This window comes from Allobacillus sp. SKP2-8 (assembly GCF_007559355.1).
In the GTDB taxonomy this organism is placed as follows: Bacteria; Bacillota; Bacilli; order Bacillales; family Alkalibacillaceae; genus Allobacillus; species Allobacillus halotolerans.
Window position 1 is genome coordinate 41,416 of the sequence record NZ_VMHF01000014.1, and the last position, 13,467, is coordinate 54,882.

At 41.7% G+C, this 13,467-nt stretch carries 17 protein-coding genes; 7 read left to right on the forward strand and 10 right to left on the reverse strand.

What is annotated here, in order from left to right:
• Positions 1 to 110 precede the first annotated feature (110 nt).
• Entirely contained in the window at positions 111 to 338 is a 228-nt protein-coding gene (locus FPQ10_RS10325; protein ID WP_255439879.1) for an AbrB/MazE/SpoVT family DNA-binding domain-containing protein, read from the forward strand.
• 1 nt (position 339) lies between these two features.
• Positions 340 to 666 (forward strand): type II toxin-antitoxin system PemK/MazF family toxin, encoded by a 327-nt coding sequence (locus tag FPQ10_RS10330; protein WP_144163436.1) that lies wholly within the window; start codon positions 340 to 342, stop codon positions 664 to 666.
• A 29-nt stretch (positions 667 to 695) separates the two neighbouring features.
• Here the strand turns inward: FPQ10_RS10330 and FPQ10_RS10335 are convergent, their stop codons facing one another.
• The 6 genes from FPQ10_RS10335 to FPQ10_RS10360 all read right to left on the reverse strand — a co-directional run bounded on the left by FPQ10_RS10335 (position 696) and on the right by FPQ10_RS10360 (position 6,616).
• Positions 696 to 1,289 (reverse strand): class I SAM-dependent methyltransferase, encoded by a 594-nt coding sequence (locus tag FPQ10_RS10335; RefSeq protein ID WP_144163437.1) that lies wholly within the window; start codon positions 1,287 to 1,289, stop codon positions 696 to 698.
• Positions 1,290 to 1,503: 214 nt separating this feature from the next.
• Positions 1,504 to 2,322 carry a 1,4-dihydroxy-2-naphthoyl-CoA synthase gene (gene menB, locus FPQ10_RS10340; protein WP_144163438.1) on the reverse strand — a complete coding sequence of 273 codons (819 nt, stop codon included), beginning with the start codon at positions 2,320 to 2,322 and terminating at the stop codon, positions 1,504 to 1,506.
• Between the two features lie 12 nt (positions 2,323 to 2,334).
• On the reverse strand, positions 2,335 to 3,156 hold the full coding sequence (gene menH, locus FPQ10_RS10345) for a 2-succinyl-6-hydroxy-2,4-cyclohexadiene-1-carboxylate synthase (protein WP_144163439.1): 822 nt from the start codon (positions 3,154 to 3,156) through the stop codon (positions 2,335 to 2,337).
• 5 nt (positions 3,157 to 3,161) lie between these two features.
• The gene (gene menD, locus FPQ10_RS10350) at positions 3,162 to 4,889 is read right to left on the reverse strand and encodes a 2-succinyl-5-enolpyruvyl-6-hydroxy-3-cyclohexene-1-carboxylic-acid synthase (RefSeq protein ID WP_144163440.1); all 1,728 of its coding nucleotides are present in this window, start codon (positions 4,887 to 4,889) and stop codon (positions 3,162 to 3,164) included.
• Positions 4,890 to 6,281, reverse strand: coding sequence for an isochorismate synthase (locus FPQ10_RS10355; RefSeq protein ID WP_186278651.1), 1,392 nt, complete (start codon positions 6,279 to 6,281; stop codon positions 4,890 to 4,892).
• Between the two features lie 137 nt (positions 6,282 to 6,418).
• Positions 6,419 to 6,616 (reverse strand): YwbE family protein, encoded by a 198-nt coding sequence (locus FPQ10_RS10360; protein WP_144163442.1) that lies wholly within the window; start codon positions 6,614 to 6,616, stop codon positions 6,419 to 6,421.
• 122 nt (positions 6,617 to 6,738) lie between these two features.
• Between FPQ10_RS10360 and FPQ10_RS10365 the strand changes: the two genes are divergently transcribed.
• The 4 genes from FPQ10_RS10365 (at position 6,739) to FPQ10_RS10380 (ending at position 8,829) form a co-directional block, all read left to right on the forward strand.
• Positions 6,739 to 6,966: a hypothetical protein gene (locus FPQ10_RS10365; protein WP_144163443.1), complete on the forward strand. Its 228-nt coding sequence runs from the start codon at positions 6,739 to 6,741 to the stop codon at positions 6,964 to 6,966.
• A 123-nt stretch (positions 6,967 to 7,089) separates the two neighbouring features.
• Positions 7,090 to 8,025, forward strand: a complete 936-nt coding sequence (locus FPQ10_RS10370) for a 1,4-dihydroxy-2-naphthoate polyprenyltransferase (RefSeq protein WP_144163444.1) — start codon at positions 7,090 to 7,092, stop codon at positions 8,023 to 8,025.
• 47 nt (positions 8,026 to 8,072) lie between these two features.
• Entirely contained in the window at positions 8,073 to 8,453 is a 381-nt protein-coding gene (locus FPQ10_RS10375) for a hotdog fold thioesterase (RefSeq protein WP_144163445.1), read from the forward strand.
• 22 nt (positions 8,454 to 8,475) lie between these two features.
• Positions 8,476 to 8,829, forward strand: a complete 354-nt coding sequence (locus tag FPQ10_RS10380; RefSeq protein ID WP_144163446.1) for a TraR/DksA C4-type zinc finger protein — start codon at positions 8,476 to 8,478, stop codon at positions 8,827 to 8,829.
• 852 nt (positions 8,830 to 9,681) lie between these two features.
• On the opposite strand, the gene FPQ10_RS10385 is transcribed toward FPQ10_RS10380, so the two are convergent.
• Positions 9,682 to 9,999 (reverse strand): hypothetical protein, encoded by a 318-nt coding sequence (locus tag FPQ10_RS10385; RefSeq protein ID WP_144163447.1) that lies wholly within the window; start codon positions 9,997 to 9,999, stop codon positions 9,682 to 9,684.
• A 21-nt stretch (positions 10,000 to 10,020) separates the two neighbouring features.
• Between FPQ10_RS10385 and FPQ10_RS10390 the strand changes: the two genes are divergently transcribed.
• Positions 10,021 to 11,043, forward strand: a complete 1,023-nt coding sequence (locus FPQ10_RS10390; RefSeq protein ID WP_255439882.1) for a potassium channel family protein — start codon at positions 10,021 to 10,023, stop codon at positions 11,041 to 11,043.
• Position 11,044: 1 nt separating this feature from the next.
• On the opposite strand, the gene FPQ10_RS10395 is transcribed toward FPQ10_RS10390, so the two are convergent.
• The 3 genes from FPQ10_RS10395 to yugI form a co-directional block, all read right to left on the reverse strand.
• Positions 11,045 to 11,437 carry a YugN family protein gene (locus tag FPQ10_RS10395; RefSeq protein ID WP_144163449.1) on the reverse strand — a complete coding sequence of 131 codons (393 nt, stop codon included), beginning with the start codon at positions 11,435 to 11,437 and terminating at the stop codon, positions 11,045 to 11,047.
• A gap of 138 nt (positions 11,438 to 11,575) precedes the next feature.
• Entirely contained in the window at positions 11,576 to 12,733 is a 1,158-nt protein-coding gene (locus tag FPQ10_RS10400; protein WP_144163450.1) for an iron-containing alcohol dehydrogenase, read from the reverse strand.
• Between the two features lie 126 nt (positions 12,734 to 12,859).
• A complete protein-coding gene (gene yugI / locus FPQ10_RS10405; protein WP_144163451.1) occupies positions 12,860 to 13,246 on the reverse strand; it encodes a S1 domain-containing post-transcriptional regulator GSP13 in 387 nt (128 codons plus the stop codon).
• Positions 13,247 to 13,467: the final 221 nt, after the last annotated feature.

Consider the following 13,467-nt stretch of genomic DNA (forward strand, 5'->3'; position numbering starts at 1 on the left):
CTACTTTAAGTATCATTTCTACCTCCAATGTATATACTAGAGTATACATTTAGTGGTGGGAGTGTGGTATAATGGAGCCAAACGAGGAAACAAGGAGGCATCATATAACTGTGAAAGCACAAAAATGGGGAAATAGCATTGGAATTCGTATACCTTTTAAGTTAGCTGAGAAATATGGGATTGAAAAAGGAACAGAATTAGAAATTCAGGAAACTAATAATGGAATTTATTTAAAACCAAAAGGTAAGCCAACTTTAGACGATTTACTAGCTCAATGTGAAGGTGAAAACCCGTACGATGAATTCTTCGATAAATCAGTTGGAAAGGAAGAGTTATAATATGAAGGTTCCAGATCGAGGAGATTTTATTTATTTAGACTTTTATCCACAAACAAGCTCTGAAAGAACACCTGCTATTGTATTATCTCCAGCGAAATTTAATCGTGTAACTGGTTATGCAACCGTTTGTCCTATTAGTGGAACAAAACGAGAATGGGGATTCAACATTCATATACCAGAAGGTTTTGCCGTCGAAGGAGTTATCATTAGCGACCAAGTTAAAAATTTAGATTGGAAAACCAGAAATGCAAAAATAAAAGGAAAAGCACCGAATGATCTTGTCAATAAGGTTGTTCAGGTGATACATACTTACATTTACGAAGAATAATAAATTAATGAACTTTCCACCTTACTTTTTTATTTCTCATTCCTCGCTCGAATCTCCAAAAACAATCCTTTAAAATGCTCGTCCACTTGCTCTACACGAAAGCCATTCTGTTTGATGATTTCCAATGTATTGCGGTTGAGATGGCAGCCATCGCATAGCCGTTTCCAGACAGGTGTCACCACATCTTGTAATCTACCAACGAATGGTTGATCTAGCCGAACGTGTTCCAAAAACAATACGGGTGCATCATATTTAGCCACGCGTTTTATTTTCTGAAGAGCTTGGTTTAAATCAGTGACCGAGCAGAGCACTAACGTTCCGACAACGACATCGAATGTATTGTCATCAAAAGGTAACTGTTCAGCCGTCGCATCGACTAATTCGATGGGTACAGTCGCCTCGCTTCGCTTTTTCTCTGAAAGCTCTCTCATCGATTTGTCCGGTTCAATGGCAATAACTTTTTCGGCATTTTTATAATATGGAAAGTTCGCGCCTGTCCCTGAACCGATTTCCAAAACTGTTCCTTGTTGATTGGAGACAAACTTTTTTCGTATTTTTCCGAAGCGTCTTTGTTCGACAGGCTTCATCACCCTGTCATATGCTTTTGAAAATAATGTTCCCATTTAGAATCCCTCTTTTACGTCTTTTTCAAAAATAATCACTTCTTCTTTTTCGAATTAAACATGATAGCGATAATAAAGATGACAAATACGGCGGCAAAGATCATAGAGTCCATTATATTCACTCCGTTCTCCTTATCGATTTGGTCCTTTTCGTTTCGAAATATAAAGAAAAAGATCACACCTAGCCATAGATGTGATCTTTGTTTTCTGCGACTTATGGGAAGCGAGGGAACTGGTCGAAGTCCGGTTTGCGTTTTTCTTTAAATGCATCGCGGCCTTCTTTCGCTTCATCAGTTGTGTAGTAAAGTAGTGTTGCGTCTCCGCCCATTTGTTGCAGTCCTGCCAAGCCGTCTGTATCAGCGTTGAAGGATGCTTTTAGGAAACGTAGTGCAGTTGGTGATTTTTCGAGCATTTCGTTACACCATTGAATTGTTTCTTCTTCTAATTTTTCTAAAGGTACGACAGTGTTGACTAAGCCCATGTCTTCAGCTTCTTCTGCACTATATTGACGGCATAAGTACCAGATTTCACGTGCTTTCTTATGTCCAACCATACGAGCAAGAAGTCCTGCGCCGTAACCAGCATCGAAGCTTCCTACTTTTGGTCCTGTTTGGCCGAATACAGCATTGTCTGCAGCAATCGTCAAATCACAGCATACGTGCAACACGTGGCCGCCTCCGATTGCATATCCGGAAACCATCGCTACGACTGGTTTAGGGATGACACGAATCAAGCGTTGTAGGTCCAATACGTTTAAGCGTGGCACTTCGTCTGTACCGACATAACCACCGTGTCCACGAACAGACTGGTCTCCACCGGAACAGAATGCTTTGTCTCCTGCACCTGCAAGAACGATGACACCTACTTCTTTGTCATCACGTGCTCTTGTGAATGCATCGATCATTTCTTTAACCGTTAATGGCGTAAACGCGTTACGCTTTTCTGGTCGGTTAATGGTAACTTTTGCGATTCCGTTGTATTTTTCGTAAATAATTTCTTCATAGTCTCGAACTTTTGTCCATTCGACTGCCATATTGTTTTCCTCCTACGTATGTGTTTTATGTTTCATATGGATTTGTAAAAATTCACTTACTATTTTAACAAAAGAATGGAGATTTTCCACGTGAACTGCATGACCCGCTTCTTCAACAATGTTCAACTCCGCTTGTGGCAAGCGTTCAACCATTTTTTGATTGATTGCCGTAAATTTCTCATCGAGCTTACCCGTAATTAAACATGTCGGAAGGTTCAGTTGTTCTAAACGGTCCCATAAAGACGGCATGACTCCGGTTCCCATCGTTTGAAGCGATAGCGCAAGTCCGTGCTCCGTTTGGATGAGTCGTTCTTTTCGAATCGCTTTTTGAATGTCGTTCGGTAAAGACTTTTGCGTTTGGAAGAGCGGGATATTTTCCCAATAGTCGACAAATCGCTCGATTCCTTTTTCTTCGATAAATGTAGCCAGTTCTTCGTCTTTCTTTTTTCGTTCGGCTCGCTCTTCTTCCGATTCAAGTCCTGGCGATGCACCGACCAAGGTTAAGCTTTTGACACGGTTCGGGTACCGGTCTGCCAGGAGCATAGCGGTGCGGCCACCCATGGAATAACCAACTAAATGAAAGCGATTGAGCTCTAATTGATTAATGACTTCAATCAATTCATCGACATAGCCTTCCATCGTTTTTTCATCACGAATGAGGGTTTTTCCATGGCCTGGCATGTCAATTCCAATCCACTGACAAAAAATGTCTGATTGATTCACAAGATTTTCCCATTGTTTGGCGGTCCCGGTAAAGCCGTGTAGAAGTACGACCGGTTCGCCAGCACCTGCCAGCCGGACAAAATATTGTTGATTTCCTACAGGTACAATCATTTCAATCAACCTTCTTTACTGATACTTTCTGCAATGCGTTGCCATAACGCTCGGTGATGTTGTTTGTTTTCATCACGCTCTGTTACGACTTCGATGATTTCCATTCCCGTAATTGGCTGTTCCAGCAGCTGTTGTAATTCTTTGGATCTGGTCGGTTGGTGATAGTGATAGCCGACCGCTTCAGCCAATGCTTTGATCGGCGGGTTAAATGGCGTGCCGAACAATGTTTCAAAATGGTCCGCTTCACTGTTTTGTGGCAAGAAAGAGAAGATCCCGCCTCCGTTGTTGTTGACGACGACAACACGCAGATTCAGTTCATATTTTCTTGCGATAAATAATGCCGTGTAGTCATGTAAAAAGGATAGGTCGCCGAGAAATAGGGTCACGGCTTTCCCTGTCGCTGCGAATCCAGTCGCTGTTGAAATTAATCCGTCAATGCCGTTCGCTCCACGGTTTCCATGGATGAGGATTTTTTCTTTTTTGGCGAGTGAGAATGTATCTAAGTCACGGATTGGCATGCTGTTACCGACGAAAATAACGTCGCCGGTAGTTGCCGCTTCGGTTAATTCATATGCGACTTTGCCTTCGGTTAACTGTTCCCCTTCAACCGATTCATGAATCTCTTTCATCGCCGTTTCATCCATTTTTGTCCATGTGTCTAACCATGCCGCATCACCGGTTAGTTGCACGGGTGATTTCAGCATTTGCTGAATCAGCTCATTCGGTTCACTGTAGACCATTGTCGTTTCCAAACTTGCCGGTTCACGGTATCCGCTCGCTTGATCGACGACGATATGATGTTTCAGTGGCACCGCTTGAATCCATTTCAAATATGGCTTTGATACAGGCATCGCACCTAAGCGAAGGATGAAGTCTGGCTCCAGGCTGCGTGCGACTTCTTCGTCTTTCAAAATGGCATCATACGTTGATATGACTTTTGCGTTGCCGGTATTTCCATGACGAACATGCGATAATACGTCCGCGAAAATAGGGATGTTCCATTGTTCTGCCAATTGGTGGATCGCCTCGACATCAGTATCACCCGGCAATTCTCCACAAACGATGACGCCCTTTGATAAATCTTTTAGTTGATCGATCAGTGTTTCGGTCTGACTTGGTTGTAGCTGTTCATGCCCGGTGATTCCTGTCACATACTTGCCCGATGCATTGCCCCAAAGATTTTCCAATGTGAAATCCGGAATAAGCGGATCTCTAAAAGGAAAGTTCAACTGAACAGCACCTGGTTGGGTCGCTTCCGCTTGGCTATACGCTCTTGCTGCTTGGCGTCTCGCATACGCTACGAGCGATGGGTCCGCTTCTGGAATTGCCATTTCGTGAAAATATTTTACGTAGTCGCCGTACATTTTGATTTGATCAATTGCTTGTGGTGCCCCGTTATCACGAAGTTCGTGTGGGCGGTCTGCTGTCAAGACGATTAATGGCACACGACTATAATACGCTTCGACAATTGCCGGATAATAGTTCGCTGCAGCCGTTCCAGATGTACAGACTAATGCGACGGGTTTTTGTTTTGATTTCGCCATCCCCAATGCAAAGAAAGCGGATGAGCGTTCATCAAAATGCACCCACTCTTGAATCGTTGGGTGCTCGGTAAATGTTAATGCTAAGGGAGTCGAGCGAGAGCCCGGCGAAATGACGACATGTTCCATTCCGTTTTGGGCTAACTCATCGACAAAGTTGGTTAAATATCTAGACGCTTCTCCCATATTCATTTACTGTGTACCTCCCAAAGCATCAAGCATTGGTGTAAACTTGATCCGTGTTTCTTCGTATTCCGCTTGTGGGTCAGAATCTTTTACGACACCACAACCTGCGAATAACGTAGCTTGATTTTCAGTAATGAGTCCCGAACGAATCGCGACGGCGAATTCCCCATCAAAATTTGCATCCAACCAACCGATTGGACCCGCGTACCAACCACGATCAAATGGCTCTTTTTCATCGATAAATTGAAGGGCTTTGTCACGCGGTTCTCCACCTAATGCCGGTGTGGGGTGTAATTGTTTCACCAAATCCAAAATCGTTGCATCGTTTTTCAATGTAGCTGTCACTGGTGTAAATAAGTGTTGCAACGATTTTAACGGATAAATGACGGGTGCATCGGGAATATCAAAGCTTTCGACATAAGGAGCGACCGACTGCTTGATCATTTGCACGACATAGTCATGCTCTTCACGATTTTTCTCATCGTTTAACAGCTGCCATGCGAGCATTTCATCATCTTCCTCTGTCTTTCCTCGAGCGGTTGTCCCAGCAAGGCAGGCCGATAACAATTCATTTCCTTTTACTTGAACGAGTCGTTCCGGTGTTGCACCGATAAATGCGTCGTCCTCCTGCTCAATGACAAATACATAGCTATTCGTCTGCTTATCGATCATTCGTTCAATGACTTCAGCAAGTGGAATTTCGTGATCGAATAAAACGTCTGTTTTTCTCGCCAATACGACTTTTCCAAGTGCTTGTTCACGAATGGCATCGATTGCTTCATTCAATAAGTTTTCCCAGTGTTCATACGTAAATTGATCATGCATCGATTGCACCGTCGGTAAGGTTACCTCAATGGATGGCTTGCTCAGCACCTTTTTCATTTCGGTAAAACGGTTTGCGATTTCATTTACATTCGTTGTCGCATCAATCGTCGTATGGTGCGTTAAGTATGTCTGACCGTCTTGTTCTGTCAGCATCCATTTCGCTAAAATCATCTCACCAGAAGCGAATGCTTTCCACGTGTCGTCTGTTTGATTGATGTGATCCATAAATGAAAAGCCGCCAAATAAAATGGGACCTGTTCCAGCTTCGCCCGCTTCAGGAAGCAAGCAATTCTCCAAATACGCTTCCCATTGCTTTCGAATGGACTGGAAACGGTCCTCACCTTTTTCGGGGGTCAATCGTTTATGTGCACCGACACCCGCGATTTTCATATCGCCAGTCGGATTTTGCCAAAACATTCGGTCCCCTAAGTTTTTCGTTTTCTTGAAAAACTGCAGGGCAGATATATGTTCGATCGGTTCCACAAGGGATACCTCAATTTGTTTACGGTTCGTTATATAAGCCGTTGCTTGATTTAATTGGTCATGCACGGATGTTTTCTCAATTTGAATCATGCATATTCCTCCACCTATTCTCATTAAAAACGGTCCACCCTATATTGTAAGTCTTTTTACGGATGTGGACAAGAATAAGCACCGAAGTGAAGGTTGGGAGGCTGAGGAAATGAAGAGAGGAATTGCCTTGTTTTTACTCATTCACCGATGATGTTTTTCACTCGGCCAACTTGTCCGTCTTGTAGTCGAACTTTAATTCCGTGTGGGTGTTGGGCTGACTTGGTCAATATGTCTTTTACAATTCCACGCGTCGTTTTTCCAGTTCGTTGATCTTGTTTTAGAACAATATCAACCTCTATACCTGGCTGAATGTTTTTGCGTTCTTGTCCGTTCATCTGTTCACTTCCTTTGTGTCTTCGTGATTTGGTTTAGTTTACTGTATTCATGAGTCAATATCAATGGAAAAAATATTTCTTTTCAAAATGCATTAATAAAGTTCCTTGTTGATGATGCAATAATGATTTCTTCACGTTTTATCGATGGCTTTGATTCGTTTTTCGACGGCTTCTCACGGTTTTTCGGCGGCTTTGATTCGTTTTTCGATGGCTTCTGGCAGTTTTTCGACGGCTTCTCCCAGTTTATCGACGGCTTTACTCATTTTATCGACGGCTCCACACGATTTATCGGCGGCTTCATATGGTTTATCGGCAGAACGATGTTACCCATAGGACGTGTGTGGTTTTAACATAGCCTTTCAATTAAGCTTCAATCAAGTTTCGAAAGTTGTTCACATTGACATCCAAGTAGGCATTCTCTAAACTTATTTTAGATTAATCAACGTATTATTTGGGAGAGAGGGAATTGTTTCATGTCCAGCGATAAATCCATCCGAGATGCACTTCAAGAAAAATCGGGCTTTCAAGTGTGGTGGCGGATGATTCGACCACATACATTGACGGCTTCATTTGCACCTGTTTTTATTGGCACGATGATTGCCAGCTTGGAAACGGGACTACATTTTGGTTTGTTTATTGCCATGTTACTGGCATCGATGCTGATTCAAGCGGCAACCAATATGTTTAATGAATATTATGATTTTAAAAAAGGACTCGATAACGATCAGTCCGTCGGAATCGGCGGGACAATTGTTCGTGATGGCGTTTCACCAGTGCGAGTCCGGAATTTGGCCTTTATTTTTTATGGAATCGCCGTTTTATTAGGTTTTTACATTTGTTTAGAAACGACGTTCTGGATTGCCGTCATCGGCTCGGTCAGTATGTTATTCGGTTACTTATATACTGGAGGTCCAATACCGATTGCCTATACGCCGTTCGGTGAAATTTTCTCCGGATTTTTTATGGGTACTGTTATTATCGGCATTAGTTTTTACATTCAAACAGAAGTTGTGACCGGAGAGTTACTTTTATTGACGATTCCGATTGCTGTATTGATTGGAGCGATTTTGCTTTCCAATAATATTCGTGACTTAGAAGGCGACAAGAAACACGGACGGAAGACGCTTGCGATTTTAGTCGGCCGTGACAATGCGATTCGCGTGCTTGCTGGCTTTTTCATCTTCGCTTATTTATGTGCTGTGATTTTTATGGTGGTCGACATGATGCCAATCTGGGGTCTGATTGTCTTTATCAGTGCGAAAAAAGCATATGATGCGGTGAAAACATTTAAAGAGAATGAGACACCGCTTGAAATGATGCCGGCGATGAAATATACCGCGCAGACGAATACGTTTTATGGTTTGTTATATGGATTATCTTTCTTGCTTGCTCATGTTTTTACACTCTAATCGAATAAGTTCTTGGAAAAAGGGAAAATTGAGAGGGGCTACTGTAAATGAATTTAGAGGGTACATTGTTTGAAACGTTGGGAATTGAGGTATTAGAAGGAACAAAAGAAAAAGTGGTTTTATCCATGCCTGTCACACCTACTGTTCATCAACCAATGGGCTACTTGCATGGAGGAGCCTCTGTCGCTTTAGCTGAATCCGCCGCAAGTCTCGGTGGTTTTCTCAATGTCGATTCGGAAAAATATAATGTCTTCGGAATTGAAATTAATGCCAACCACATCAAAAGCAAACGTGATGGAACCATTTATGCTTATGCGACACCAAGACATGTTGGACGAACGACGATGGTATGGGAAATTGAAATCAAGGACGAAAACGATCGTTTGATTTGTTTATCACGTTGCACAATTGGAGTGGTGGCAAAATAACAAATCAGGAGTGATTCATCTTATGGACGAGCAAGATTTGAAAGAAATAAAAAATAAACTTGAAGATGAAAAACGTGACTTGGAAGAGCGTATCGAACGCTATTTAAACCAAGAGGATTTAATGGAAGGTTCCGTCGGAGAACTGAACTCCTTTGACGAAACGCACCCTGGCGATCAAGGTACCGAGCTTTTTGAACGAGAAAAAGATATGACAATTTATCACCGTGATCGACAGCAATTAGAAGAAGTAAATCATGCATTAGAAAAAATGGATACAGGCACATACGGTATTTGCGAAGAAACCGGTAAAGAAATCCCGGTTGAACGCTTGAAAGCTGTGCCAACTGCACGCACGGTGGTTTCGGAAGCAGAATAAGTTTGATTTTTATTTGAAAAGCAGCTCACCTTTTAGGAAAGTAGTTGACTTACCATGGAAAAACTGAGATGAAATAATACTTGAATGAATGCACGAAAACGCTTGGTTAGAAATAAAACTCTATCCAAGCGTTTTGTATTGATTGCTAACTAAAGCCACATTTACTTAAGTGCACCATTTCACATTTTACGGAAATTTTTTGCTATTTTCGTAAAACTATTAATCAGTTTATATAAAATAAAAATTGTCTCAGTATTCAGTATAAATGGTAGCGATATGTTACAATAAAATACAATAGACTGGCTTCGCATGAGGGGTTAGGTAGCACTGTTGATCTGCCGTTAGTCTTCGTCGGGAGACTTCCCGGGGAGGGAGGTGCTCGCCTATGGACATTGTTAGTGCATTAACGCTGATGATATCCTTCGGGATGTTGGTGGCGTTTATTATGTCTGACAAAAACCAAAAAAATAACCCCTCCAATGCGTTTGAGCGGCGCTGAGGGATTACTTTTTCCTTTTGCTGCCTAGCCCCTCTGATGGGGTTCGGTCTATTTCGACCGCTCCATGTACCAGCATGGGCGGTCTTTATTAGTTTATGCACTTATAATCCTTCTATTTTCATTATACCACGAAATGAATGTTTGTACACATTGACTTTTTTCTTAATATATTTTCATCGTCTACTCTATCCTGCCCTGATTTCACAACAGCCCCGTCCGTTTAAGTATAAGTTTCCACAAAGTTCTAACACTTATCATAGCATAACTTCCATTTTTCCAAATATTCAACCAACTTCACAATTGACAAACTTATCAGCAATAAATATAACATAGCATTTAATATGTACTGCTTTTTATTCTAATACGGTTATTAGAGTGCTTCTAACAACAGTTACGACGCGTTTATCGACAGTCAAAGCACTCCTATCAACAGTTACAACACTTTTATCGACAGTCAGAGCGCTCGTTTCAACAGTTACAACGCTTTTATCGACAGTCAGAGCGACCGTATCAACAGTTACAACACCTTTATCAACAGTTAGAGCACCCGTATCAACAGTTACAACGACTTTATCGACAGTCAGAGCACTCGTATCAACAGTCAGCACTCTTTTATCGACAGTTAGACCACTTTTATCAACAATCAGCTCAGTCTTTTTTAATAATTTCATAGCAATCTGGTTAAAATATCCGTGAGTCGCTACATACAAAGGTGGTTTACTATGTTTCAACAGTTGCTACGAACATATTTTCAGTTACCGACATTGTTTCGATTGGTTATTACGGTTCTATCTTTTTTGCTTTTGTTTGGAACGGTTATTTATTTAGTCGAACCGCAGCAATTCAATACGATTTTTGAAGGAATCTGGTGGGCATTCATTACAGGGACGACGATCGGCTATGGAGATTATGCACCTGTGACAATGCTCGGTAGGTTTTTGACGATGGTCATGATTTTATTAGGTGGAGGGTTGGTGGCCTACTATATGGTTGCTGTTTCGAATCAAACGCAGAAAAAAGAAAAGGAGTTTCATCAGGGCCAGGTTGCTTATCAAGGGAAGGGGCACATCATTATCGTTGGGTGGAATGAGCGAACGCGTAGGCTCATTCATTTGTTTCAGGAAAACAACACAAAGCCACCATCTATTGTGCTCGTTGACCGAACGTGTCGCTCAAACCCTTTACCGCTCACCTTTGTTCATTTTATTAAAGGTGACCCAACGGTTGATGAAACGTGGCAGCAGGCGAATATCGAAGAAGCGGAAAAAATTATTATTACTGCTGATCAGTCATTGAAAGAAGTGGAAGCGGATTACCGTTCGACCTTGTTGACGATCACAGCACGTGGTATTCACAGAGAAATTCCAATTTTTTCAGAAGTATTGACTGAGCAACAAAAAAATAATGTGTTACGTGCTGGAGCGACGGAAGTCATTTGCACAAACGAGACGACCAGCTTACTCATTTATCAAGAGCTGGTGGGGTCCGGACATGCAAAAACATTTGATTACTTAGCTTCCGTGTTGTCCACGCAAAAGCTACATCTACAAGACATCTCGGAAAAATGGGAAGGTCACACGATTATTGATCTTACACACCAATTACAGAAGGATGGTAAGCTCCTGCTTGGGTTGGTACGTGAGGAAGAACGAATCATTAATCCGGATCCAGACGAAAAAATCCAAGCAGGCGACCAAGGAATTTATATGGATTGATTTATTGTAGCAATGCTTTTTCGACTTGTTCAATTACTCGTTCTGCTTCTTCCATTAGCGCCGAATGTAAGACTGAGTCAGCTTCTGTTCTCGTCACAGTAGAGGAAAGACTTCCTGAAAGCCCTTCTTCAGTCAATCCTTCTTCAAAAGACTGCGATAGAATATATGGTTTGGCGATTCGAACTTTCGCTTCAGGTTCGTTAAAGTGGCCGATTTCAATGTAGATCGGAATACGTAAAAATGCACGACCGCCATGTGGCTGATTTAACGGGTAATCAATCGATCCCTTTTCGAATTCGATGTCTTCGTTTTCAAAACCTAAACGAAACAAGATATAAGATAAATCTTTATAGTCATAAACTTGATTTTCAATTCCAGAGTGAATTGGATACATTTTGGTTCACCAACTTTTCTAAGTTTGTTTGTTATTATATACGGCTAAAAAGTTATCATGTCACCAATTTTATGAAAAAACATTTATAACACACAAAAAAACCAGCCGTAGAACGCCTCACGACTGGTTTAATGAATTTTATAAGGATTGACGTAAAATAGTATGCACATCTTCTGCATGAAGTGTTTTGAAGTTTCCGAAAGGTCCGTTTGCCATTGCTTTTTCGACCATTACGTCCAATTGCGAATCGTCGATATCATAGTCAGCAAGTCGGGTTGGTGCACCGAGTGCTGTCCAAAACTTACGTAGACGGTCAATTCCTTCTTGACCGACTTGTTCATCCGATTTGCCTGTTGGATCGACACCGAGAACACGGACGGCCATTTGCTTGAATCGTTCCGTATGAACATTCAAGTTATGCTCCATCCAATTCGGGAAGAGAATTGCCAGACCTCCTGCGTGTGGGATGTCATAAACGGCTGACACCGCATGTTCAATATTATGCGTCGCCCAATCGCCTCGATAACCCATCTGAAGGAAGCCATTAAGCGCAATGGTTCCTGCATACATAATGGTTTCGCGGTACTCATATGATTCCAAGTTTTTAAGTAACTTCGGCGCCGTTTCGATAATCGTCCGAAGAATTCCTTCAGCCATCCGGTCTTGTACCGGTGCATTCGTCGGTTTATGGAAATAGTCCTCTAAAATATGGCTCATCATATCGACGATTCCATAAACCGTTTGCTCTCTCGGTACAGAATACGTATGAACTGGGTCAAGAATGGAGAACAATGGCCACGTGTACTGTGAACCCCATCCGTACTTCTCATTCGTTTCCCAGTTCGTAATGACAGAGCCGCGATTCATCTCAGAGCCCGTTGCAGCAGCAGTCAAGACAGTTCCAAATGGCAATCCGCCTGGTGCTTTCACTTTTCGGGTGACTAAGTCCCACGCATCTCCGTCATATTTAGCACCAACGGCAATTGACTTCGTACAATCAATAACGCTGCCGCCACCAACTGCTAAGATGAAGTCGATATTATGTTGTTTACAAAGATCGGCACCACGATTGACAGTTGTAATGCGAGGGTTCGGTTCTACACCGCCTAGCTCAAAAACTTCATAATTCTCAAGTTTTTTCATGACATTGGTGTAAATCCCATTTCGCTTAATGCTGCCGCCACCGTAAACAACTAATACGCGCTCGACGCCATCCGGAATTAAGTTCGGTAGCTTTTCAAGTTGACCACGTCCAAAGACCAACTGTACCGGGTTATAAAACTGAAAATTTTCCATAACCTAAACTCCTTTCAACTTAACGTACATAAATGAATTGCTGGTTCTATTATGTTTAAAAATCGCGATGAAATCAAAAAAAGTGTCCTCTGTAAATGAAAAAATTACAAAAGACACATTTTTATATTAGCGACGGAATGTTTTTTCGCGCTCTTTTGATTGTTCGATCCATTCTTCTAGCTTATCTTTCAACACGTTGAAGCCGCCAGAATCTTCTTCTGTTGACTGTGCAACAGGTGCTTGATGTTTCTGTGTTTGAGCTTGTGGCTTGTCCTGAGTCGCACGAATCGAAAGAGAGTATTTATTATTCTCTTCGTCAACATTCAAAACTTTTACAGATACTTTGTCACCTACAGATAAATGCTCATTAATATCTTTTACGAAACCGTGAGTTACCTCAGAAATATGAACGAGACCTTGTGTTTGGTCGTCGATTTCAACAAACGCGCCATATGGCTTGATTCCAGTGACTTTTCCTTCAATCACTTGTCCTTCTTGGATGTTACTCATCATATACAACTCCTAATTCTAAACTTTTTACACAGTTAACTATTTTATCACACTTTGGCGAATGAATCAAAAAAGTGCCGTCAAATTCTCATGGTCGTTACAAATTCAATCCGATTTTCATAAGGAAATATCAAAAATAAAAATAAATGAATAAATTTCATAAATCTTAGCCCTTACAGGGCAAGGGTTTCAAAACACAAAAAAGGAAGTACCTCCCCAAAGTC

Coding starts and splice junctions, on each gene's coding strand:
- FPQ10_RS10330 (WP_144163436.1), top strand. CDS start 340: ATGAAGGTTCCAGATCGAGGAGATTTTATTTATTTAGACTTTTATCCA.
- FPQ10_RS10335 (WP_144163437.1), bottom strand. CDS start 1,289: ATGGGAACATTATTTTCAAAAGCATATGACAGGGTGATGAAGCCTGTC.
- menB (WP_144163438.1), bottom strand. CDS start 2,322: ATGGCAGTCGAATGGACAAAAGTTCGAGACTATGAAGAAATTATTTAC.
- menH (WP_144163439.1), bottom strand. CDS start 3,156: ATGATTGTACCTGTAGGAAATCAACAATATTTTGTCCGGCTGGCAGGT.
- menD (WP_144163440.1), bottom strand. CDS start 4,889: ATGAATATGGGAGAAGCGTCTAGATATTTAACCAACTTTGTCGATGAG.
- FPQ10_RS10355 (WP_186278651.1), bottom strand. CDS start 6,281: ATGATTCAAATTGAGAAAACATCCGTGCATGACCAATTAAATCAAGCA.
- FPQ10_RS10360 (WP_144163442.1), bottom strand. CDS start 6,616: ATGAACGGACAAGAACGCAAAAACATTCAGCCAGGTATAGAGGTTGAT.
- FPQ10_RS10365 (WP_144163443.1), top strand. CDS start 6,739: ATGATTTCTTCACGTTTTATCGATGGCTTTGATTCGTTTTTCGACGGC.
- FPQ10_RS10370 (WP_144163444.1), top strand. CDS start 7,090: ATGTCCAGCGATAAATCCATCCGAGATGCACTTCAAGAAAAATCGGGC.
- FPQ10_RS10375 (WP_144163445.1), top strand. CDS start 8,073: ATGAATTTAGAGGGTACATTGTTTGAAACGTTGGGAATTGAGGTATTA.
- FPQ10_RS10380 (WP_144163446.1), top strand. CDS start 8,476: ATGGACGAGCAAGATTTGAAAGAAATAAAAAATAAACTTGAAGATGAA.
- FPQ10_RS10385 (WP_144163447.1), bottom strand. CDS start 9,999: ATGAAATTATTAAAAAAGACTGAGCTGATTGTTGATAAAAGTGGTCTA.
- FPQ10_RS10395 (WP_144163449.1), bottom strand. CDS start 11,437: ATGTATCCAATTCACTCTGGAATTGAAAATCAAGTTTATGACTATAAA.
- FPQ10_RS10400 (WP_144163450.1), bottom strand. CDS start 12,733: ATGGAAAATTTTCAGTTTTATAACCCGGTACAGTTGGTCTTTGGACGT.
- yugI (WP_144163451.1), bottom strand. CDS start 13,246: ATGATGAGTAACATCCAAGAAGGACAAGTGATTGAAGGAAAAGTCACT.